21 protein-coding genes are annotated in these 19,904 nt (G+C 72.8%); 4 read left to right on the forward strand and 17 right to left on the reverse strand.

All coding sequences use genetic code 11. From position 1 onward, the window contains the following. Positions 1-11: 11 nt before the first annotated feature. The 3 genes from B7R87_RS05340 to B7R87_RS05350 all read right to left on the reverse strand — a co-directional run bounded on the left by B7R87_RS05340 (position 12) and on the right by B7R87_RS05350 (position 2,965). On the reverse strand, positions 12-227 hold the full coding sequence (locus B7R87_RS05340; protein WP_006350106.1) for an I78 family peptidase inhibitor: 216 nt from the start codon (positions 225-227) through the stop codon (positions 12-14). A gap of 298 nt (positions 228-525) precedes the next feature. Beyond that, positions 526-1,518, reverse strand: coding sequence for a helix-turn-helix transcriptional regulator (locus B7R87_RS05345; RefSeq protein ID WP_006350105.1), 993 nt, complete (start codon positions 1,516-1,518; stop codon positions 526-528). Between the two features lie 163 nt (positions 1,519-1,681). Next, positions 1,682-2,965 (reverse strand): glycosyltransferase, encoded by a 1,284-nt coding sequence (locus tag B7R87_RS05350; RefSeq protein WP_130585425.1) that lies wholly within the window; start codon positions 2,963-2,965, stop codon positions 1,682-1,684. 233 nt (positions 2,966-3,198) lie between these two features. Between B7R87_RS05350 and B7R87_RS05355 the strand changes: the two genes are divergently transcribed. After that, positions 3,199-3,984, forward strand: a complete 786-nt coding sequence (locus tag B7R87_RS05355; protein WP_006350103.1) for a hypothetical protein — start codon at positions 3,199-3,201, stop codon at positions 3,982-3,984. 184 nt (positions 3,985-4,168) lie between these two features. After that, entirely contained in the window at positions 4,169-4,426 is a 258-nt protein-coding gene (locus B7R87_RS05360) for a hypothetical protein (RefSeq protein ID WP_006350102.1), read from the forward strand. Between the two features lie 99 nt (positions 4,427-4,525). Here B7R87_RS05360 and der read toward each other — a convergent pair whose 3' ends face one another. From der to aroH, 5 genes are all read right to left on the reverse strand, one after another. After that, positions 4,526-5,974 (reverse strand): ribosome biogenesis GTPase Der, encoded by a 1,449-nt coding sequence (gene der / locus B7R87_RS05365; protein ID WP_006350101.1) that lies wholly within the window; start codon positions 5,972-5,974, stop codon positions 4,526-4,528. A gap of 66 nt (positions 5,975-6,040) precedes the next feature. Then, positions 6,041-6,634, reverse strand: a complete 594-nt coding sequence (locus B7R87_RS05370; RefSeq protein ID WP_078902419.1) for a lysophospholipid acyltransferase family protein — start codon at positions 6,632-6,634, stop codon at positions 6,041-6,043. 56 nt (positions 6,635-6,690) lie between these two features. Next, positions 6,691-7,380 (reverse strand): (d)CMP kinase, encoded by a 690-nt coding sequence (gene cmk, locus B7R87_RS05375; protein WP_006350099.1) that lies wholly within the window; start codon positions 7,378-7,380, stop codon positions 6,691-6,693. 211 nt (positions 7,381-7,591) lie between these two features. Beyond that, the gene (locus B7R87_RS05380; RefSeq protein WP_006350098.1) at positions 7,592-8,677 is read right to left on the reverse strand and encodes a prephenate dehydrogenase; all 1,086 of its coding nucleotides are present in this window, start codon (positions 8,675-8,677) and stop codon (positions 7,592-7,594) included. Further along, entirely contained in the window at positions 8,674-9,036 is a 363-nt protein-coding gene (gene aroH / locus B7R87_RS05385; protein ID WP_006350097.1) for a chorismate mutase, read from the reverse strand. The genes B7R87_RS05380 and aroH overlap by 4 nt, the downstream gene beginning before the upstream one ends. Before the next feature lie 246 nt (positions 9,037-9,282). On the opposite strand from aroH, the gene B7R87_RS05390 reads away from it, so the two are divergent. Both B7R87_RS05390 and B7R87_RS05395 read left to right on the forward strand, forming a co-directional pair. Next, on the forward strand, positions 9,283-9,759 hold the full coding sequence (locus tag B7R87_RS05390; protein ID WP_130585424.1) for a Rieske (2Fe-2S) protein: 477 nt from the start codon (positions 9,283-9,285) through the stop codon (positions 9,757-9,759). 35 nt (positions 9,760-9,794) lie between these two features. After that, positions 9,795-10,505, forward strand: a complete 711-nt coding sequence (locus tag B7R87_RS05395) for a nucleotidyltransferase domain-containing protein (RefSeq protein WP_006350095.1) — start codon at positions 9,795-9,797, stop codon at positions 10,503-10,505. A gap of 42 nt (positions 10,506-10,547) precedes the next feature. Here the strand turns inward: B7R87_RS05395 and B7R87_RS05400 are convergent, their stop codons facing one another. The 9 genes from B7R87_RS05400 to ald all read right to left on the reverse strand — a co-directional run bounded on the left by B7R87_RS05400 (position 10,548) and on the right by ald (position 19,773). Beyond that, the gene (locus B7R87_RS05400; RefSeq protein ID WP_006350094.1) at positions 10,548-11,297 is read right to left on the reverse strand and encodes a nucleotidyltransferase domain-containing protein; all 750 of its coding nucleotides are present in this window, start codon (positions 11,295-11,297) and stop codon (positions 10,548-10,550) included. A gap of 44 nt (positions 11,298-11,341) precedes the next feature. Continuing rightward, on the reverse strand, positions 11,342-12,391 hold the full coding sequence (locus B7R87_RS05405; RefSeq protein WP_006350093.1) for an ADP-ribosylglycohydrolase family protein: 1,050 nt from the start codon (positions 12,389-12,391) through the stop codon (positions 11,342-11,344). After that, positions 12,388-13,125: an NUDIX hydrolase gene (locus B7R87_RS05410; protein ID WP_006350092.1), complete on the reverse strand. Its 738-nt coding sequence runs from the start codon at positions 13,123-13,125 to the stop codon at positions 12,388-12,390. Before B7R87_RS05410 ends, B7R87_RS05405 begins: the two co-directional genes overlap by 4 nt. 297 nt (positions 13,126-13,422) lie before the next feature. Beyond that, positions 13,423-14,517 carry a pseudouridine synthase gene (locus B7R87_RS05415; RefSeq protein ID WP_130585423.1) on the reverse strand — a complete coding sequence of 365 codons (1,095 nt, stop codon included), beginning with the start codon at positions 14,515-14,517 and terminating at the stop codon, positions 13,423-13,425. Beyond that, a complete protein-coding gene (gene scpB / locus B7R87_RS05420; RefSeq protein WP_006350089.1) occupies positions 14,517-15,185 on the reverse strand; it encodes an SMC-Scp complex subunit ScpB in 669 nt (222 codons plus the stop codon). The genes B7R87_RS05415 and scpB overlap by 1 nt, the downstream gene beginning before the upstream one ends. Continuing rightward, positions 15,182-16,417 (reverse strand): segregation and condensation protein A, encoded by a 1,236-nt coding sequence (locus B7R87_RS05425; protein WP_130585422.1) that lies wholly within the window; start codon positions 16,415-16,417, stop codon positions 15,182-15,184. The genes scpB and B7R87_RS05425 overlap by 4 nt, the downstream gene beginning before the upstream one ends. A 48-nt stretch (positions 16,418-16,465) precedes the next feature. After that, positions 16,466-17,017 (reverse strand): hypothetical protein, encoded by a 552-nt coding sequence (locus B7R87_RS05430; protein WP_130585438.1) that lies wholly within the window; start codon positions 17,015-17,017, stop codon positions 16,466-16,468. Then, entirely contained in the window at positions 17,014-18,057 is a 1,044-nt protein-coding gene (locus B7R87_RS33425; protein ID WP_237547993.1) for a ParA family protein, read from the reverse strand. Before B7R87_RS33425 ends, B7R87_RS05430 begins: the two co-directional genes overlap by 4 nt. A 600-nt stretch (positions 18,058-18,657) precedes the next feature. After that, positions 18,658-19,773, reverse strand: a complete 1,116-nt coding sequence (ald, locus tag B7R87_RS05440) for an alanine dehydrogenase (protein WP_006350085.1) — start codon at positions 19,771-19,773, stop codon at positions 18,658-18,660. Between the last annotated feature and the right edge of the window lie 131 nt (positions 19,774-19,904).

Consider the following 19,904-nt stretch of genomic DNA (forward strand, 5'->3'; position numbering starts at 1 on the left):
GGGGTGCCCGCTCAGCCGTGCCAGCAGCGGGTCACCCTGCCGTGTTCGACCTCGAAGTTGATCCGGCCGCGCAGATACTCCAGCGTGATGATCGCGCCCGGCGGCAGCGATCTCACGGTGGTCCAGCCCTTCGCCCGGGCGCGCCGTTCGGCGGCGTCCGCGCTCAGGCCTACGTACGCCCCGGTGGAATCGTCCGGCTCACCGAACGCATGCGGAACAGGTGCCATGCCCCCACCGTAAGAGGCACCGGACCAGAACAAAAGCCCGGAGCCGGACGTCCCCCGATACCAACCGCGCCCGCTCCCCCACCGCGGCTTTTCCATACCTTCCCCGGATCCCGTCACCGGCTGTGCTCACGGCGGTCTCCACCCCTCCCCACGACAGGTGTTCGACGGAAACCCGGCCCTCCGAACGCGACGTTCGACACCGCCCCCGCGACAATTCCGTACGGGTGGCCGACCCGGGGAATTCGGCACGGAATTACCGGAAGCACGGCGGGGGCGAATTGCCCCGACCCCGTCGCGTTCACATTTCCCTCACACCATCCGGGACCGGCCGGACTCGGCCGACCGCGCGCCCGAGTCGATCCCGCAGCATCCTGATGTGCTCGACCAGCTCCACCGGTTCGACCACCTCGAAGTCCACGCCCATCAGCATCACGTGGATCACCATCACATCCAGGCTGGTCGCTCCGGTGTGCAGCAGGCAGTGGCCGTCGTCGACCGGCTCCACCACCCCGTCCGACGGCGAGATCCGCTCCCGCGCCCGCTCGGCGGACATATGGAGCCTGATCACGGCCTCGGTGGCATAGGCGCGGGTCGACAGTCCGCGCGACACATAGGCCGCCAGGTCCTCGGCGGGCGGAGTGCGCGGGGTGAACCGCGGACCGTGGGGCGGGGTGGGCACGATCCGGTCCGCCCGGAAGGTGCGCCAGTCCGCCCGGTCGACGTCCCAGGCGACGAGGTACCAGCGGCGCTCCGTGCACACCAGCCGGTGCGGTTCGACGGTGCGCCGGGTGGCGGTACCGCCGTGGTCCTCGTAGCGGAACCGCAGCGTCTCGCTGTCCCGGCAGGCGTGGGCGAGTTCGGTGAGGACCGAGGCGTCGAGCCCGGCGCCGGAGGTGCGCAGCAGCGGCACGGTGAAGGCGTTGAGGGCGCCGACCCGGCGCCGCAGCCTGTCGGGCAGCACCTGTTCCAGTTTGGCGAGAGCGCGTACGGAGCTCTCCCCGATGCCCTCGATGCCCTGGCCGGCGGCGGTGCGCAGCCCGACCGCGACGGCCACCGCCTCGTCGTCGTCGAGGAGCAGCGGCGGCAGCCGGGCACCGGCTCCGAGCCGGTAGCCGCCGCCGGTCCCGGGGCTGGCGTTGACGGGGTAGCCCAGCTCGCGCAGCCGGTCCACGTCGCGGCGGACCGTGCGCGGGGTGACACCGAGCCGCCGGGCCAGATCGGCGCCGGACCACTCGCGGTGGGCCTGGAGCAGCGAGAGCAGGCGCAGGAGTCGTGCGGAGGTCTCCAACATGGCCTGCAGTCTGCCAAGCATTGCGGACCGCTCCGGTCCGCAATGGCCACCGTCGGTGCGGAGCGGGCCGCCGGTCCCGGCGCGGCGGCCGGGGTGACGGGCCGGCGCCGGGACCGCCGGCCCGGGAGGCGGACCGCCCGGCCGGGGCTCAGCGGCGCCGGGCTCAGCGGCGCCGGGCCCGGCGTACGACCGCCGCGGCGAGATGGCGCAGGGCGTAGTAGCTCCCGTAGCAGCCGCCGCGTACCCGGTACACCAGGTCCCGTACGGCCCCGCCGCTCCCCCGGGCCCCGGCGCGCTCCAGCAGCTCGGTGAAGACGGCTTCGTGCCGTGCGGCGATCGCCGCCGGGTCGAAGCGTTCGGAGGCGGCCAGCGCCGCGGCCCCGGCCCGGTGGCGGCGCTCGTCGTCGCCGATCAGCTCCAGCAGCCCGGCCGCCACGGCGTCGACGTCGCCGACGGGCACCAGCCTGCCGTTCACCCCGTCCTCGATGATCTCCCGCGGACCGTTGGGGCAGTCGGTGGAGACCACCGGCAGTCCGCACCGCATGGCCTCCACGATCGTCATTCCGAAGGCCTCCTTGGCGGAGGTGACGGCGGCGATCGACCCCTTGACCCACTCGGGCTCCAGCGGATGGACGTTGCCCATCAGAAAGACGTGGCCGGCCAGGTCCCGGGCGGCGATCAGCTCGGTCAGCGCGCCGTGTTCGTCGCCGGTGGCGTCCCCGCCGCCGTAGATCCGCAGCCGCCAGTCGGGCCGTGCGGCGACCACCTTCGCAAAGGCCTCGACCAGCACGTCGAACCGCTTCACCCGGGTCAGCCGCCCGGCCGCGACGACGAACTTGGCCCGGCCGTCGGCGGGCGCCACGGAGGGCTTCGGCACTCCGTTGGGTACGGCGTCGATGCGCACCCCGGGCAGCCTGAGCCGGGTCCGGTAGGAGCGGGCGTCGGCCTCGGTGACCGTGGTGATCGCGTCCAGCCGCCCGTAGCGGTAGCCCAGTTCACGGCGGAGGCGGTAGCCGTGGCCGTCGAGCGTGAGGTGTTCCTGGCCGACGCGGACCGTGCCGCGGCGGGCCTGCCGGGCGATATGGACGTTGAGCCCGGGCCGGGTGCCGACGACGACATCCGCGTCGAGGCCCCGCAGATGGGCCCCGATCCGGGCGTCGGTGAGCCTGCTGTACTGCCGGTGCCGCCCGTCGCCGCGCGGGAACACCCGTGCGGCCCTGGCGTGTTCGGGATCGTCTGCCGCGTACTCCGGGCTGTCCTTGCGGAGTTCCACGAGCGCCCGGAGGGTGACGCCCTTCGGCGCTCCCATCCGGGGCGTCTCGCGGTGGCGGAACACCGAGACGATCTCGACCTCGTGCCGTTCGGCGAGGGCCTCGGCGAGGGTGAAGGTGGTACGGATCGTTCCCCCGATGCCGTACGCGTTGTGGAGCAGGAAGGAGATGCGCATGCGTCTCTCGTCATGAATGGTCGGATCATGAAGTGGTCGGACCAGACTCTACTGGCCGTCAGATGCCGTACAGGACCGGGCTGCTGTGCTTTCCGGAGGTCCGCCGTTCCCGTTGCCGTCCGCGCGTGACCCCGGCCTGCATCGCCCGTTGAACCAGGGTGAGCCGGGATCGGCCCGGCCCAGTGCGATCACGCATCAAGCAACATCAGGACGAGGAGCCATCCGTGCCCCGCATGCTCGACGTCAGCGCGGACGTACGCGCCGAGCTCGGCAACGAAGAAGCCGACCGGCTGGTCGCCGGCGACTCCGAGACCCCGGCCAGTTACGCCTGCGCCTCCTGCCGCACCCCGGGCGACCCCGAGCAGGAGCGGACCAGCACTCTGCTGTTCGTCGGCGAGGAGACGGCCGTCCTCGCTTTCGCCCATGCGACCTGCATCCCCTCGCAGGTCGTCCGGCTCGCCGAGGACCAGCTCGCGGGAGCCGTGGAATCCATCACCGGTACCGAGGAGCCCGCTGTGCCCATGACCACCGACCCCACCTCCCTGAACGCCTCCCCCGGTCAGGCGGTGCTCGGCGTCACCAGCGGTCTGATCCTGGTGGACGGCGATCTGCACCCCGCCCTGGTGGTGGAGCCCACGGCGCCCATCGCCCGCCCGGGCACCACGGGGAACGGCGGGGACGACTTCCTGCCCCTGCTGATCGAGCAGGGCTTCGCACCGGTCCACGACGTCAACGTCCGGCCGGGCGCGCTCGACGGCTGGTCGGTGCTGCTCGCCATGGGCCAGCTGCACGCGATCCTCCAGCCGGGCGCGGTGGCCTGGTGGAAGGCGCACCAGCCGCTCCAGGTCACGGAGGGCTGGCGGACCGCGGTCAACAAGTCCCACACGGTGCTGGTGTTCTGCGCGCCCGTCGGTTCGATCGGGCAGCAGCCGCGGGAGGACCTGCTGCGGGACGCGCTGGAGAAGGCGGCGGCGGGCGGCCGTCTGGTGGCCGCGGCGATGCCGCTGGCGGGCACGTGATCCGTTCCGCTGCCGGCTGACCTCCGATCCTCCGGTCCTCCGGACGCCCATGGGCGCCGGGGCCCGGGGGGACGGCCGGGTGGTTCCCCCCGGCCCGCCAGTGACGGGCCGGGATGTGGATCGTTGCAGGTACGTGCAGACATACGAGCCCAGCCGCCAGCCGTATCCGAGTCCGATCCCCGGTATGCGCCCCGCGTACGAGGCAGCCTCGGGCTTCTCCCTGACGCCCATCTTCGATGCGCTGTACTCGGAGTACCGCCGGTCGTTCCGGGCCCTGCCCGGGGACCGGTCGGGCGAGGAGCACCTCGGCTTCCTCGCGTTCTCCACCCAGGCCACGGCCCGCGGCGCGGGTCAGTTGCCGTACGCGGGCGCGGGCTGGCAGCCGTATCCCGTACGGCAGCATCCGGCGGCTCTGCCTCCGGCACCGCGCCGCAGCCACTGACCGAGGCGGTACCAGAGGCGGTACGAAAACGGGCGCGCCGCCCCGGCCGGATGTTCCGGCCGGGGCGGCGCGCTTTTCGCCGGTGCGTGCGTACTGGACCTACTTCTTGCGGCCGCGCTTCTCGCGGACCCGGACCGAGATGTGCAGCGGGGTGCCCTCGAAGCCGAACTCCTCCCGCAGCCTGCGCTCCACGAAGCGGCGGTAGCCGTGCTCCAGGAAGCCGGAGGCGAAGAGCACGAACCGCGGGGGCTTGGTGCCCGCCTGGGTGCCGAAGAGGATCCGCGGCTGCTTGCCGCCCCGGATCGGGTGCGGGTGGGAGGCGACGATCTCACCGAGGAAGGCGTTCAGCCGGCCGGTGGGGACCCGGGTCTCCCAGCCGGCGAGCGCGGTCTCGATGGCCGGGACCAGCTTCTCCATATGGCGGCCGGTGGCGGCGGAGACATTGACCCGGGGCGCCCAGGCGATCTGACCGAGCTCGGTCTCGATCTCGCGCTCCAGGTAGTAGCGGCGCTCCTCGTCGAGGGTGTCCCACTTGTTGTACGCGATCACCATCGCGCGGCCCGCTTCGACGGCCATGGTGATGATCCGCTGGTCCTGGACGCTGATGGACTCACTGGCGTCGATGAGGACCACCGCGACCTCCGCCTTCTCGACGGCGGCGGCGGTGCGCAGGGAGGCGTAGTAGTCGGCGCCCTCCTGGAGGTGGACCCGGCGGCGGATACCGGCGGTGTCGACGAACTTCCAGGTCACCCCGCCCAGCTCGATCAGCTCGTCGACCGGGTCGCGGGTGGTGCCCGCCATCTCGTTGACGACCACCCGCTCCTCGCCCGCGACCTTGTTGAGCAGGGACGACTTGCCGACGTTCGGACGGCCGATGAGGGCGATCCGGCGCGGGCCGCCGACCGCCGTGCCGAAGGTCTGGGCGGGGGCGTCGGGCAGGACGTCGAGGACGGCGTCGAGCATGTCGCCGGTGCCGCGGCCGTGCAGCGCGGAGACCGGGTGCGGCTCGCCGAGTCCGAGGGACCACAGCATGGCCGCATCGGCCTCGCCGCTGGGTCCGTCGACCTTGTTGGCGCAGAGCACCACCGGCTTCCCCGACCGGCGCAGCAGCTTCACCACGGCCTCGTCGGTGTCGGTGGGGCCGACGGTGGCGTCCACGACGAAGACGACCGCGTCGGCGGCCTCGATGGCGAACTCGGCCTGGGCGGCGACGGAGGCGTCGATCCCGAGGACGTCCTGCTCCCAGCCGCCGGTGTCGACGAGCTTGAAGCGGCGGCCCGCCCATTCGGCTTCGTAGGTGACGCGGTCGCGGGTGACGCCGGGCCGGTCCTCGACGACCGCCTCGCGGCGGCCGATGATCCGGTTCACCAGGGTCGACTTGCCGACATTGGGGCGGCCGACGACGGCGAGGACGGGCAGCGGGCCGTGACCGGCCTCGTCGATGGCCTCCTCCACGTCCTCGGCGTCGAAGCCCTCGACTGCGGCAAGCTCCATGAACTCCGCGTACTCGGCGTCGCCGAGCGCTCCGTGGTCGTGCTGGTCGTTCATGAAGTCCGTTTCCTCGTGTCTCGACCGGACCCTGTCCCGGGTTCGGGTGGTCCGGATGGTCAAGTCTTACCCGGCGCGCCCGGTGAGGCGCCTGGCGTTTTCCAGATGGGTGGTGAGCCGCTGCTGAATCCGGACCGTGGCCTCGTCCAGGGCGGTGCGGGTACGGCGGCCCGATCCGTCGCCCGCCTGGAAGGGGTCGCCGAAGACGACGTCCATCCGGCCGCGCAGCGGGGGCAGTGCACCGATCAACCGTCCACGGCGCTCGGTGCTTCCCAGCACCGCCACCGGGACCACCGGGGCACCGGACCGTACCGCGAAGTACGCGAGACCGGCGCGGAGGGACGCGAAATCGCCCTCGCCGCGGGTGCCCTCCGGGAAGATCCCCAGGACGTCGCCGCGCTCCAGGATCCCCAGGGCGTTGGTGACGGCGGCGCGGTCGGTGCCCGACCGGTCGACCTTCAGCTGGCCGATGCGCAGCAGAAAGGGGTCCAGGGGGCCGACGAAGGCCTCTTTCTTGATCAGGAAGTGCACGGGCCGCGGTGCGGTGCCCATCAGCATGGGTCCGTCGACGGCGTGGGAGTGGTTGACGGCGAGGATCACCGGTCCGGCGGCGGGGACCCGCCAGGCGCCGAGCACCCGGGGGTGCCACAGCCCGTACATCAGGCCGATGCCGATCCGGCGGCCGACGGCCGCGCCCGCGGCGGAGGGCAGGGTGGTCACCGGGCGGCCGCCCGGCGCTCCTCGACGAGGGCCACCACCCGGTCGACGACCTGCTGGAGGGTCAGCTCGGTGGTGTCGACCTCGACCGCGTCGGCGGCCATCGCCAACGGCGATGTGGCCCGGCCGGAGTCGGCCGCGTCCCGCTTGACCAGCGCCTGCCGGGTGGCCTCGACGTCGGCGCCCTTCAGCTCGCCGGCCCGGCGGGCGGCGCGGGCCTCGGCGGAGGCGGTGAGGAAGATCTTGAGATCGGCGTCGGGAAGGACCGTCGTACCGATGTCCCGGCCCTCGACGACGATGCCGGTCTCCGCGGCGGCTGCGATCGCCTGCTGGAGGCCGGTGATCCGGGTCCGGACCTCGGGCACCGCGCTGACGGCGCTGACCCGGGCGGACACCTCGGGGGTGCGGATGGGCGCGGAGACGTCCTCGCCGTCGACGGTGATCGTGGGGCCCGCCGGGTCGGTGCCGGAGACGATCGCGGGCTTGTCCGATGCCGTGGCGATCGCGGCGGCGTCGGCGGTGTCCACTCCGTTGGTGATCATCCACCAGGTGATCGCGCGGTACTGCGCGCCGGTGTCGAGGTAGCGCAGCCCCAGGGCGGCGGCCACCGCCTTGGACGTGCTCGACTTGCCGGTGCCGGCGGGGCCGTCGATGGCAACGATCACGGCGGATTCCACGGTGTCGGACACCTTTCGTTCTGGGGTTCCCGCGGGCGCGGGGCGGCCTTCCCGCGGGGCGGGGACGGCGGGCTCCGCTGGAGGGAGTCCCGTACCAGGTTACCGACTGCCGGACCCTGCCCCTTCCCCGCCGACCTGCAACGGGACCGGGCGGGCCGGGGCGACCCCCGGGGCGCGTCCCGGCGGCCCGGACCGGGGGCGGCCGGTCCGGGACCCGGCCCGGTCAGGGGCGGACCGACCAGCCGCGTTCGCGCAGGGAGGCGCTGAGGACGGTGACGGCCGCGGGTTCCACCATCAGCTGCACCAGACCTGCCTGCTGGCCGGTGGCGTGTTCGATCCGGACGTCCTCGATATTGACGCCCGCCCGCCCGGCGTCGGCGAAGATCCTGGCCAGTTCGCCGGGGCGGTCGCTGATCAGGACGGCGACGACCTCGTAGGCGGCCGGGGCCGCGCCGTGCTTGCCGGGGACCCTGGCCCGTCCGGCGTTGCCGCGCCGCAGTACGTCCTCGATGCCCGAGGCCCCGTCGCGCCGCTCGGCGGTCTCGGCGGACTCCAGCGACCGCAGGGCCCGGACCGTCTCGTCGAGGTCGGCGGCGATGGCCCCGAGCACCTCGGCGACCGGCCCGGGATTGGCGGAGAGGATGTCCACCCACATCCGGGGGTCGGAGGCGGCGATCCGGGTGACATCGCGGATGCCCTGCCCGCAGAGCCGTACCGCGGTCTCGTCGGCCTCCCGGAGCCGGGCGGCGACCATCGACGACACCAGCTGGGGGGTGTGGGAGACCAGGGCGACGGCCCGGTCGTGGGCGTCGGCGTCCATGACGACGGGGACGGCCCGGCAGAGGGCGACGAGTTCGAGGGCGAGGTTGAGGACCTCGGTGTCGGTGTCCGGGGTGGGGGTGAGCACCCAGGGGCGGCCCTCGAAGAGGTCGGCGCTGGCGGCCAGCGGGCCGGAGCGCTCCTTGCCCGCCATCGGATGCGTACCGATGTATCCGGAGAGGTCGAGACCGAGGGCTTCCAGTTCCCGGCGGGGCCCGCCCTTGACGCTGGCGACGTCGAGGTAGCCGCGGGCCAGACCGGCCTCCATGGCCCCGGCCAGCGCCCCGGCGACCCTGGCCGGGGGTACGGCGACGATCGCGAGGTCGACGGGGCCCTCCGGGGGCTCCTCGGTGCCCGCGCCGAGGGCGGTGGCGGTACGGACCCGTTCGGCGTCGTGGTCCACCAGATGGACGACGACACCGCGGCCCGCGAGGGCGAGGGCGGCGGACGTACCGATCAGTCCGGTTCCGATGACGGCGGCGGTTCTCACTGGGCGATGTCCTTGCGGAGGGCGGCGGCGGCGCCGAGGTACACATGGGTGACGGCGGACCGGCCGAGCCCGGTCTCGACATGGGCCAGGATCCGGACGATCCGGGGCATCGCGCCCTCGACGTCCATCTCCTGGGCGCATATGAGCGGGACGTCGGTGATGCCGAGGCGGCGGGCGGCGGCGGCCGGGAAGGCGCTGCGCAGATCGGGGGTCGCGGTGAACCAGACGCTGATCAGATCGTCCGCGGTGAGGGAGTTGCGCTCCAGTACGGCGGTGAGCAGCTCGCCGACCTGCTCGTCCATGTGCTCCGCGTCGTCCCGTTCCAGCTGGACGGCCCCGCGGACCGCTCGTACCGCCACGTCCCCGCTCCTGTCTCTCGTCCTGTGTCTGCGCCTGCTTCTGGTGGCCAGCCTAGTCAGCCCGGCGGGGACGGCAGCGCGGCGGCCGGTGGGCGAGACGCGCCCGGCCGCGGGCGCCGCCGGGGCCGGTGGCGTACCGGCGTGTCCGGTTCCCCGGGCGGGGTGACCGCGGTGACAGAATGCACGCCGCGCGGTTCCCGGCCGGGTGCCGGGCGTTCGAGGGCGTTCGAGGTTGTTTGAAGGGGTATGGCGATGAGCACAGGGCGGCGGACGGTGCTGGCGGCCGGGGCGGCGACGGCCGCGGGCCTGGCGGCGGGGTGCTCCGGCGGGGGCGGGGGTTCGGCGGCGCCCTCGTCGACGCCCGCCGCGAGCGCCCCGGAGAGCGGGTCCGCCACGGGCACCGCGACCGCGGCCCCGTCCGGGAGCCCGTCGCTCGGCAAGGAGCTGGCGAAGAAGTCCGGGATCCCGGTCGGCGGCGGGAAGGTCTTCACCGCCGAGAAGGTGGTGGTGACCCAGCCGACGGCCGGGGAGTTCAAGGCGTTCTCCGCGGTCTGCACCCATCAGGGCTGTCTGGTGGACAAGGTGGCCGGCGGCACGATCGACTGCCCCTGTCACGGCAGCCGCTTCCGGATCGCGGACGGTTCGGTCGAGCGCGGACCGGCCGCCCGACCGCTGCCGACCGCTTCGATCACGGTCACCGGGGACGCGGTACTGCTCTCCTGAGGGTGCACGTCCGCCGGGCGTTTAGCCTTACGGCCATGTACAGCGGCCCGGCACCCGAACAGCTCGTCCGTGACCACACCGTCTACTCCTGTGTGATGGGGTCGCGGGCCTTCGGGCTCGCGACCGGTGACAGCGATACCGACCGCCGGGGCGTCTTCCTCGCCCCCACCTCGCTGTTCTGGCGGTTCGACAAGCCCCCCGCGCATGCCGAGGGCCCGCTGCCCGAGCAGTTCTCCTGGGAGCTGGAACGCTTCTGCGAACTGGGGCTGCGGGCCAATCCGAACATTCTGGAGGTGCTGTACTCCCCGCTGGTGGAGCGGATCGACGACACCGGGCGGGAGCTGCTGGCACTGCGCGGCGCCTTTGTCTCGCGGGAGGTCCACCGCACCTTCGTGCAGTACGCGCACGGGCAGCACCGGAAACTGACGGCGAGTCTGCGGCCGGGCCACGAGCCCCGCTGGAAACCGGCGATGCATCTGCTGCGGCTGCTGCTGTGCTGCCGCGATCTGCTGCGCTCGGGTGAGCTGGTGCTCGACGTCGGCGAGGAGCGGGAGGGGCTGCTGGCGGTACGGCGGGGCGAGGTGCCCTGGCCGCGGGTGGAGGCCCGGCTGGCGGAGCTGGTGGCGGAGGCGGACCAGGCGCTGACCCGCTCCCCGCTCCCGGAGGCCGCGGACCGCGCCCGGGTGGAGGACTTCCTGGTCCGGGTCCGCCGCGCCTCGGCCGGTGGGCCCGGACCGCGGGCCTGAGCCGGTTCCGTCCGCTCAGCCCGCTCCGGCTGTTCAGCCCGCTCAGCCCGCGAGTCTGACCCGTACGACGAGATCCCCGAGGGCGGCCCGGGCCGACGGCGCCTCCGGCAGACCGGTGTCCCGCTGCGCCAGGTCCAGTACGGAGTGGAGCGCGGCGACCTCACCGGCGGCGGAGTCCGGGACGAGCCCGGCACCCGTCCCGTGCTCGGCCTCCGCCTTCGCGGCGATCAGGTCGGGCAGGAAGGAGGGGGCCGGTATCTCGTCCAGGAGCTGCGGCAGGGAGGCCAGCACCCGGCCGGTGCGCATCAGATGGATACCGGTGAGGAGCGCGCGGAAGGTGTACAGCAGCGGCTTCAGCTCCCCGGTCTTCTCGTAGAGCCCCCACTGGGTCTTCGCGAACCCGCGGTAGTGGTGGGCGTGCCGGGCGGTGAGCACACCGGGCGCGAGGGCGGTCAGCTCGGCGTGGGCCTCGGTGGTGTGCACGACCAGCGGGGAGAGCAGCTGCTCCAGCACATAGCCATTGGGGCGGAGCATCAGTCCGGCGAACTTCAGCAGATCGTGGGTGACGAGGTCCATCTCCACCCCGTCCCGGTCCCACATCCGGGTCCTGGTCCGCTCCGGGTCGTCGAGACCGATCAGCTCCGCCACCGGCAGCAGATGCACTCCGCGCAGGTCGACGTCCGAGTCGCGGGACGGGAATCCGTACAGATGGGCACCGGAGACGGTGGCGAAGAGCAGCGGGTCGGGCTGTTCGGCGACGACCGGGGCGAGATCGAACTGTTCGAGGTCCACGGTCGCCAAGGATCGCAGGCGCCCACCGGGGCCCGGCGGGCGGGTCAGCCGTCCCAGAGCGCCCCCAGGGTCATCAGGTCGCCGCGGTGTTCGACATGGTCGGCCCAGGCGCTGGGCCAGGCGGCGGCGCCGAGATGGGCGCCCGCGAAGGCGCCGGTGAGGGCGGCGATGGAGTCGGAGTCGCCGCGGGTGCAGGCGGCGCGGCGCAGGGCGGTGAGGGGCTCGTCGGGGAAGAGCAGGAAGCACTGGAGGGCGGTGGCGAGTGCCTCTTCGGCGATCCAGCCGTCGCCGGTGGTCAGGCAGGGGTCGTCCGCCGGGGCGGCCGTGGGCAGGACGCCGGCGAGCCGCCGCAGGATCTCCTGGCACTCGTCCCAGCCGCGGGCGATATAGGCCTGGGGCGTGCGGTCGTCGGCGCGCTGCCAGAGATCGCCCAGCCAGCGGTCGTGGTAGCGGGCGCGGTTCTCGTAGGCGTACGAGCGGAGCATGCCGACGAGGCCCAGGGGTTCGGCGCCGCGGGCGAGGAGGTGGACGGCGTGGGCGGTGAGGTCGGCGGCGGCCAGCGCGGTGGGGTGGGCGTGGGTGAGGGCGGCCTGGAGCTGGGCGGCGCCCGCGCGCTGCTCGGCGCTGAGACCGGGGGCGAGTCCGACGGGCGTGACCCGCATATTGGCGCCGCAGCCCTTGGAGTCGACGGCTCCGGCGTGCTGCCAGGGCAGTCCGGGGTCGTCGAGGCGGCGGCAGGCGTCCAGGCAGGTGCGGCCGGGGGCGCGGTTGTTGTCCGGGGAGTGGTACCAGGAGACGAACTCGGCGCGCAGCGGCGGGACGAAGCGGGCGGCGTCGAGGGCGCCGCGGTCCATGGCGGCACGCAGGGCGCGGGCGACGGCGAGGGCCATCTGGGTGTCGTCGGTGACGTACGCCGGGCGGGGCAGGCGCATCTCGCGCCAGGGGCCGCATTTGGCGAGGATCTGCGGCACGTCGTTGAACTCGGTGGGGAAGCCGAGGGCGTCCCCGAGGGCGAGTCCGATCAGCGAGCCGGTGGCGGCCTGCCGGATACGGATCCGGTGCGGGCCTGCCTGGGTGGTCCCGAGGATGGTCATGGCTGGCGTCCTTCCGGGCGCAGGAGGGGTGGGTGGAGGGCCGCGGCGGTGCCCGCGCGGTAGAGGGCGGCGGGTTTGCCCCGGCCGCCGGTACGGCGCGGAGGGCCCTCGGCCGGCTCCACGAAGCCGGGGGTGGCGAGGACCTTGCGCCGGAAGTTGGGCCGGTCGAGCGGGACGCCCCAGACGGTCTCGTAGACCTGCTGGAGCTCCCCGAGGGTGAAGGCGGCGGGGCAGAAGCTGGTGGCGAGCCCGGTGTACTCGAATTTGGCGCGGATCCGGTCGACGGCGTCGGCGAGGATCCGGTCGTGGTCGAAGGCGAGCGGGCCGGTGTCCGCGCGGGGCGTCCAGCGGGCGACGGCCGCGTCGCCGCCGCCGCGCGGTTCGGGCAGATCGGGCAGGAGCGCGGTGTACGCGACGGAGACGACCCGCATCCTCGGGTCCCGGTCCGGTTCGCTGTAGGTGCGGAGCTGTTCGAGGTGGAGGCCGTGGACGGTCCCGTGGGAGAGCCCGGTCTCCTCGGCCAGCTCCCGCCGGGCGGCCTGTCCGGCGGATTCCCCGGGCCGGACGAAGCCTCCGGGCAGGGCCCAGTCGCCGCGGTAGGGGTCCTCGCCGCGCTCCACGAGCAGGACGTTCAACTGTGCGTCGCGGACGGTGAAGACGGCCAGGTCGACGGTGACCGCGAAGGGCGGGAAGGCGTACGGGTCGTAGGCGGCGGCTTCGGGCGCGGGGGGCATCAGCGGTGCTCCGTGGGATCGGGTACGGGGAGCGGCGGCGGGCCTCGGCACACGGGGGTATACCGGGGCATACCTGCCCTCGTCCTCCGGTCCGGCCCGCCGAACGGCTGCCGCTGCCCCGTACCCGTACATCCGTGAGCCCCCGTCGCTCTTTATAGTCATCTTGACTATAAACAGTCCGTGACGGGCGGCACAAGGCCTCCACGCCGGGGACACGGAAAAGGGGCCCGCGGCGCACCGTGCGCCGCGGGCCCCTCGGAGCCGTATCCGGACCTCTTCGAGCAGGGTCCGGGGGTACTACAGACCCACCTCGTTCATCAGCATGCCGACCTCCGTGTTGGTCAGCCGCCGCAGCCAGCCGGACTTCTGGTCGCCCAGCGCGATCGGGCCGAAGGCCGTACGGACCAGCTTGTCGACCGGGAAGCCCGCCTCGGCGAGCATCCTGCGGACGATGTGCTTGCGCCCCTCGTGCAGGGTGACCTCGACGAGGTAGTTCTTGCCGGTGTTCTCCACGACCCGGAAGTGGTCGGCGCGGGCGTAGCCGTCCTCCAGCGGGATGCCGTCCTTGAGCCGCTTGCCCAGATCGCGCGGGAGCGGACCCTGGATGGCGGCCAGATAGGTCTTCTTCACGCCGTAGCGGGGGTGGGTGAGACGGTGGGCCAGCTCGCCGTGGTTGGTGAGCAGGATGATGCCCTCGGTCTCGGTGTCCAGCCGGCCGACGTGGAAGAGCCGGGTCTCCCGGTTGGTGACGTAGTCGCCGAGGCACTGGCGGCCGTCCGGGTCCTCCATGGTGGAGACCACACCGGCGGGCTTGTTCAGCGCGAAGAAGAGGTACGACTGGGTGGCCACGGTCAGACCGTCGACCTTGATCTCGTCCTTCTGCGGATCGACGCGGAGCCCCTGCTCGACGACGATCTTCCCGTTGACCTCGACCCTGGCCTGGTCGATCAGCTCTTCGCAGGCCCGCCGCGAACCCATTCCGGCACGGGCCAGCACCTTCTGCAGCCGCTCGCCCTCCTGCTCGGCGCCGGGGAACGTCTTGGGGGTGCGGACCTCGGGCTTGTTCGCGTACCGCTCGCGGTTGCGCTCCTCGGTCCTGGCGTCGTACTCGCGCGAACGGGCGGGCGCGCCGCGGCCGCCGCGGGGGTCCTGCTTCGGGGACTGCCGGGGGCCGCCCTTGGCGCCGCCGCGCGCCGTGCCGCCGCGGCCCTTCTTCGGCCCCTCGCCCGCTCCGGCACCGCCACCGGAACCGCCGACGTCGTAGCGGCGCTCTTCGGGACGGGGCTTGCCCGCGCGCTTCTGCCTGTCGTCGCGGCTGTTGCCCGCGCCGCGGTGGTTACCGCGTCCGCCGCTGTTACCGCTGCTGTTCCTGCCGCTGCCGCTGCTTCGCATCAAGTTTCCGTCGTCTTGTCATCTTCGTCCGGTACGGACCGTGAGTCCGGTTCCGGAGCGTCCGGATCGAACGACGGCACGCCCTCCTGCGTCTCGGCCTCGATCGCCTCGGCCTCGGGGAGGAAGGGCGCCAGCTCCGGCAGCTCGTCCAGGCCGCGCAGGCCCATCCGCTCCAGGAAGTAGTTCGTCGTCCTGTACAGGATCGCACCTGTTTCGGGTTCCGCGCCCGCCTCCTCGACCAGACCCCGCTGGAGCAGGGTCCGCATCACGCCGTCGCAGTTCACCCCGCGCACCGCGGAGACCCGGGAACGGCTGACCGGCTGACGGTACGCGACCACCGCAAGGGTCTCCAGGGCCGCCTGGGTGAGCCGGGCCTGCTGGCCGTCGAGGACGAACCGCTCGACGGCCGGGGCGTAGGCGGCCCGGGTGGAGAACCGCCAGCCGCCCGCGACCAGGCGCAGCTCGAAACCGCGGCCCTGTGCGGTGTACTCGTCGGCCAGCTCCCGCAGGGCGGCGGCGACGGCCCGCCGGGGCCGCTCCAGCACCTTGGCCAGATGCTCCTCGGCGGCGGGTTCGTCGACCACCATCAGCACGGCCTCCAGGGCGGGCTTGAGGGCCAGGTCGGCGGCGGGGGACCCGGCTCCGGCTCCGTTCTCGGTGGTTGTCACGCCGTGACCTCCGTCTTCCTGCCGTGCTGCCGGTCCGCCTGCCGCACCGGGCGGTCGAACTCGTCGGTGACCGTCGGCGCCGCGTCCCCGCCGGTCCAGCGGACCAGCAGCTCCCCGAGGGCCTCCTCCTGCTCCAGGGCGACCGCCTTGTCGCGGTACAGCTCCAGCAGCGCGAGGAAGCGCGCGACGACGGTCAGGGTGTCCGTGGTGTCGGCGGTCAGCTCCCGGAAACCGGTCTCACCGCGCTCCCGGAGCAGGGCGACGACGTACTCCGCCTGCTCCCGCACGCTCACGAGCGGCGCGTGGATATGGTCCACGTACACCTGCGGCCGGGGCTTGGGCTGCATCGCCTTCACCGCCAGCCGCGCGAAGCCCTCGGCGCCGATGCTGATCACCACATCGGGCAGCAGTTCGGCATAGCGCTCCTCCAGGCCCACGGTCCGGGGCCGGCGCAGCGCCTCCGCCGCCATCCGCTCGCTGAAGATCTCCGCGATCCGCTTGTACGCCCGGTACTGCAGGAGGCGGGCGAAGAGCAGATCGCGCGCCTCCAGCAGGGCGAGATCCGCCTCGTCCTCCACTTCGGCGGCGGGCAGCAGCCGGGCGGCCTTCAGATCCAGCAGGGTCGCGGCGACAACCAGGAACTCCGTCGTCTGGTCGAGGTCCCAGTCGTCGCCCATACCGCGGATATGGGCCATGAACTCGTTCGTGACCTTGGAGAGCGCGACCTCGGTGACGTCCATCTTGTGCCTGGCGATCAGCTGGAGGAGCAGATCGAAGGGCCCCTCGAAGTTGCTGAGCCGCACGGTGAACCGCCCGTCCGCCGGGAGCGGAGCCTCCGGCGGGGTTTCCGTCGGGGTTTCCGGGGCGGGGGCCGGGTCCCCGGTCGCGTCCGTCACCGCGGTGTCCGGCTCCCGCACGGGTCCGTGCGCACCGCGGCTCGACGCACTCGTCGTCCCGGCATCCGGAACGCCTTCCCACCCTTCCGGAGCAGCCCCGGCGGATGCTCTCCCGGCGGCACCGGACCCCTCGTCGGCTGCGGCGGCCGGCGGTTCCGGCCCGCTCGTCCCTCCGGGAGCCGAAGAAACCTCGGCCGCACCCGGGGCGGCACCGGCGGAATCGGGGAGCCCCTCCCCCGCACCGCGCTCCGGCGACGGAGGCACGAGCGGCGGGGTGCCCGGGCCGCGGCCCAGGGGGCGGCGGGACGAGCGGGGCGGCGGAGCGGCCGGGGGCATGGGCGGTCCAGGAGTGTGGAACGGGGGCTGGGCAGCGCGAGGCTACCTTCAGCGTCCGCGCAGTCGGCGGACGAGGATGCTCGCCTCGCCGCGTTGTTCGAGGTCGGCCAGGACCACCGCGACCGCCTCACGGACGATCCGGCCGCGGTCCACGGCCAGCCCGTGCTCGCCGCGCAGCACCAGCCGCGCGTGTTCGAGGTCCATGAGCTCCTCGGCGGAGACATAGACGGTGATCTTCTCGTCGTGGCGCTCGCGGCCGCTGGGCCGGCGGTTCGCGGCCCGGCCGCGGCGCCGCGGCGCCGCGGCGGAGGCCCCGGGGGCCTCCTGGGCGGCCTGGGAACGGCGGGACCGGCCCGACACCCCGGGAACGGGCGTATCGGGCTCCTCCGCCCGGCTGCGCCCTTCCGTGCCCCCCTCCGCCTCGGCCGCGGTGTGCTCCTGCGACGAGGACGGCGGGAGCGCGGCCGCGTCGAGCGGATCGCTCTCCCCGGCGGGGGCCGGGACCCTCGGTTCGCCGTTCGCCGCGCGCCGCGGCGAGGACGACTGAAGCGCCATGCCCCCGGTCGTACGGAACAGTTCGTCGGCTCCGGGCAGACTCACTCGGCGTGACACCGGGCGAGCACCTCCCTGGCCAGCTGGCGGTACGCGGCGGCGCCCACCGAGTTCGACGCGTAGGTGGTGATCGGCTCACCGGCGACCGTGGTCTCCGGGAAGCGGACCGTCCGCCCGATGACGGTGTGGTACACGTGGTCGTCGAAGGCCTCGACCACCCGTGCGAGCACCTCACGGCTGTGCACGGTCCGTGAGTCGTACATCGTGGCGAGGATGCCGTCCAGCTCCAGTTCGGGGTTGAGCCGCTCCTGGACCTTCTCGATGGTCTCGGTCAGCAGGGCGACCCCGCGCAGCGCGAAGAACTCGCACTCCAGCGGGACGATCACCTTGTGCGCCGCGGTCAGCGCGTTCACGGTGAGCAGGCCGAGGGAGGGCTGACAGTCGATCACGATGTAGTCGTAGTCGGGGAGCAGCGGCTTCAGCGCCCGCTGGAGCGTGGACTCCCGGGCGACCTCGCTCACCAACTGCACTTCCGCGGCTGACAGGTCGATGTTGCTCGGCAGCAGGTCCATATTGGGCACGGCCGTCTTCAGCAGTACCTCGTCGGCCGACATGCCCCGCTCCATGAGCAGGTTGTAGACCGTCAGGTCCAGCTCCATCGGGTTGACGCCGAGGCCGACCGAGAGGGCGCCCTGCGGGTCGAAGTCGACCAGCAGCACGCGCCGTCCGTACTCCGCGAGTGCCGCGCCCAGGTTGATGGTCGACGTGGTCTTGCCGACGCCGCCCTTCTGGTTGCACATCGCGATGATCTTCGCGGGGCCGTGGTCGGTCAGCGGGCCCGGGATCGGGAAGTACGGCAGCGGGCGGCCGGTGGGGCCGATGCGCTCACGGCGCTGGCGCGCCGCGTCGGGCGCGAGCGTGGCCGCGTACTCGGGGTCGGGCTCGTATTCGGCGTCGGGGTCGTAGAAGTGCCCCTCGGGGAGTTCCTCGTAGGCGGCGAAGTGCGTGGACTCTCGGCCACTCTCGTCGCCTGCCGTGGCGTTCACGTGTAGGCCGTCCGTCATCGTCATCGTGTGGGCTGTCGTCATGTGCGTGGTGTGCGGGGCGCCCCGGTGTGCCGTGGCGGTCCGCGCAGCGACGGGACCGGCGGTGCCGGAGGTTCCGGCGAAGCCGACTGTCTCCCGCCCGAAGGGCGGGGCCGGGAGCGTCGAAGGCGTTCCCGAGTAACCGCCTCCGGGAGTAAATGTCGACTCATTCACAAGTCGTCTTACCTCCTCGGCCGCGGTCGGGGCTTCATCTGTCTTTATCGACTAGGTCAGCGTGGCATCATGCCGACGGTTGGCGACTCTATGGCGTGTCACCGCTCCGCAGCAACACAATCCACCGGACCCGGCCCGATGTGTCGGCAACGGAACACCGCGGTGTCAAGAGCACGCGGCCACCGGAGTGTGATCCGCCCCACTGGTTTCGGAAGGGGCGCGTCCACTGACGAGCGGCGTTGGTGCCGGGTTGAACGACCGGGCACCGGACCGCCCCCGGTGACCGCGGGGAGATACGCCGCCGGCCGGACCTTGCTCAGCAAGATCCGGCCGGGGGCGCGAAGTTGACGGTCTCCGTTGACCCGCCGGGACCGGTGCCCGGGCCGGGCGTGCCAAGGGGTCCGCGGGGACCGCGGCCGTCGGGAGGGGTCAGCCGATGAGCGTGCTCAGCTCGGCGAGGGGCAGACCGTGGGCCTCGGCGACGGGACCGTAGACGACCTCTCCGTCATGGGTGTTGAGGCCGAGCGCGAGAGCGGGGTCACGGCGCAGCGCCTCGACCCAGCCGCGGTTGGCGAGTTCGACGATGTACGGCAGCGTCGCGTTGGTGAGCGCGTACGTCGAGGTGTTGGGCACCGCGCCCGGCATGTTGGCGACGCAGTAGAAGACCGAACCGTGGACCGTGAAGGTCGGCTCCGCGTGGGTGGTCGGCCGGGAGTCCTCGAAGCAGCCGCCCTGGTCGATGGCGATGTCGACAAGGACACTTCCGGGCTTCATCTTGGCGACCAGCTCGTTGGTGACCAGCTTCGGGGCCTTGGCGCCCGGGATGAGGACGGCGCCGATGACGAGGTCGGCCTCGACGACGGCCTTCTCCAGCTCGTAGGCGTTGGAGACGACGGTCTGCACCCGGGTGCCGAAGACCTTGTCGGCCTCGCGCAGCTTGTTGATGTCCCGGTCGAGCAGGGTGACGTGGAAGCCCATGCCGACGGCGATCTGGGTGGCGTTCCAGCCGGAGACACCGCCGCCGATCACGACGGCGCGTCCCGCGTGGGTGCCCGGGACGCCGCCCGGCAGCACACCGCGGCCGCCGGCCGAGCGCATCAGGTGGTAGGCGCCGACCTGCGGGGCGAGCCGCCCGGCGACCTCGGACATCGGGGCGAGCAGCGGGAGCTGGCGGTTCGCGGTCTCGACCGTCTCGTAGGCGATGGCCGTGGTGCCGGACTCCAGGAGCGCGTCGGTGCACTCGCGGGAGGCGGCCAGGTGGAGGTACGTGAAGAGGGTCTGGTCCTTGCGGAGGCGGTGGTACTCCTCGGCAACCGGCTCCTTGACCTTGAGCAGCAGGTCGGCGGTGGCCCAGACCTCGTCGGCAGTGGAAAGGATCTCGGCCCCGGCGGCGGCGAACTCCGCGTCGGTGATGGAGGAGCCGAGGCCGGCGCTCTGCTCGACGAAGACCTGGTGACCGTTGCGCACCAGCTCGTGCACGCCGGCGGGGGTGATCGCCACCCGGAACTCGTTGTTCTTGACCTCGCGGGGGATGCCGACCTTCACGTCGATCACGGTCCTTGGCTCAGGGGATAAGGAGGGTTTTGACAGATAAACCCGGACGCACAGGGCGCAGGGGTACACACCGCGAGATAACGCGATGGAGCCAGTATTAATGAAGGGTTTCCCGCTGTCTA

Origin of the sequence: Streptomyces tsukubensis, from assembly GCF_003932715.1 — a bacterium.
GTDB lineage: Bacteria > Actinomycetota > Actinomycetes > Streptomycetales > Streptomycetaceae > Streptomyces > Streptomyces tsukubensis.

What these genes read in the sequence shown, in the direction of transcription:
- B7R87_RS05340 (WP_006350106.1), bottom strand. Translation starts at nt 227, where the DNA reads ATGGCACCTGTTCCGCATGCGTTCGGTGAGCCGGACGATTCCACCGGG.
- B7R87_RS05345 (WP_006350105.1), bottom strand. Translation starts at nt 1,518, where the DNA reads ATGTTGGAGACCTCCGCACGACTCCTGCGCCTGCTCTCGCTGCTCCAG.
- B7R87_RS05350 (WP_130585425.1), bottom strand. Translation starts at nt 2,965, where the DNA reads ATGCGCATCTCCTTCCTGCTCCACAACGCGTACGGCATCGGGGGAACG.
- B7R87_RS05355 (WP_006350103.1), top strand. Translation starts at nt 3,199, where the DNA reads ATGCTCGACGTCAGCGCGGACGTACGCGCCGAGCTCGGCAACGAAGAA.
- B7R87_RS05360 (WP_006350102.1), top strand. Translation starts at nt 4,169, where the DNA reads ATGCGCCCCGCGTACGAGGCAGCCTCGGGCTTCTCCCTGACGCCCATC.
- der (WP_006350101.1), bottom strand. Translation starts at nt 5,974, where the DNA reads ATGAACGACCAGCACGACCACGGAGCGCTCGGCGACGCCGAGTACGCG.
- B7R87_RS05370 (WP_078902419.1), bottom strand. Translation starts at nt 6,634, where the DNA reads ATGTACGGGCTGTGGCACCCCCGGGTGCTCGGCGCCTGGCGGGTCCCC.
- B7R87_RS05390 (WP_130585424.1), top strand. Translation starts at nt 9,283, where the DNA reads ATGGCGATGAGCACAGGGCGGCGGACGGTGCTGGCGGCCGGGGCGGCG.
- B7R87_RS05395 (WP_006350095.1), top strand. Translation starts at nt 9,795, where the DNA reads ATGTACAGCGGCCCGGCACCCGAACAGCTCGTCCGTGACCACACCGTC.
- B7R87_RS05405 (WP_006350093.1), bottom strand. Translation starts at nt 12,391, where the DNA reads ATGACCATCCTCGGGACCACCCAGGCAGGCCCGCACCGGATCCGTATC.
- B7R87_RS05410 (WP_006350092.1), bottom strand. Translation starts at nt 13,125, where the DNA reads ATGCCCCCCGCGCCCGAAGCCGCCGCCTACGACCCGTACGCCTTCCCG.
- B7R87_RS05415 (WP_130585423.1), bottom strand. Translation starts at nt 14,517, where the DNA reads ATGCGAAGCAGCGGCAGCGGCAGGAACAGCAGCGGTAACAGCGGCGGA.
- B7R87_RS05425 (WP_130585422.1), bottom strand. Translation starts at nt 16,417, where the DNA reads ATGCCCCCGGCCGCTCCGCCGCCCCGCTCGTCCCGCCGCCCCCTGGGC.
- B7R87_RS33425 (WP_237547993.1), bottom strand. Translation starts at nt 18,057, where the DNA reads ATGACGACAGCCCACACGATGACGATGACGGACGGCCTACACGTGAAC.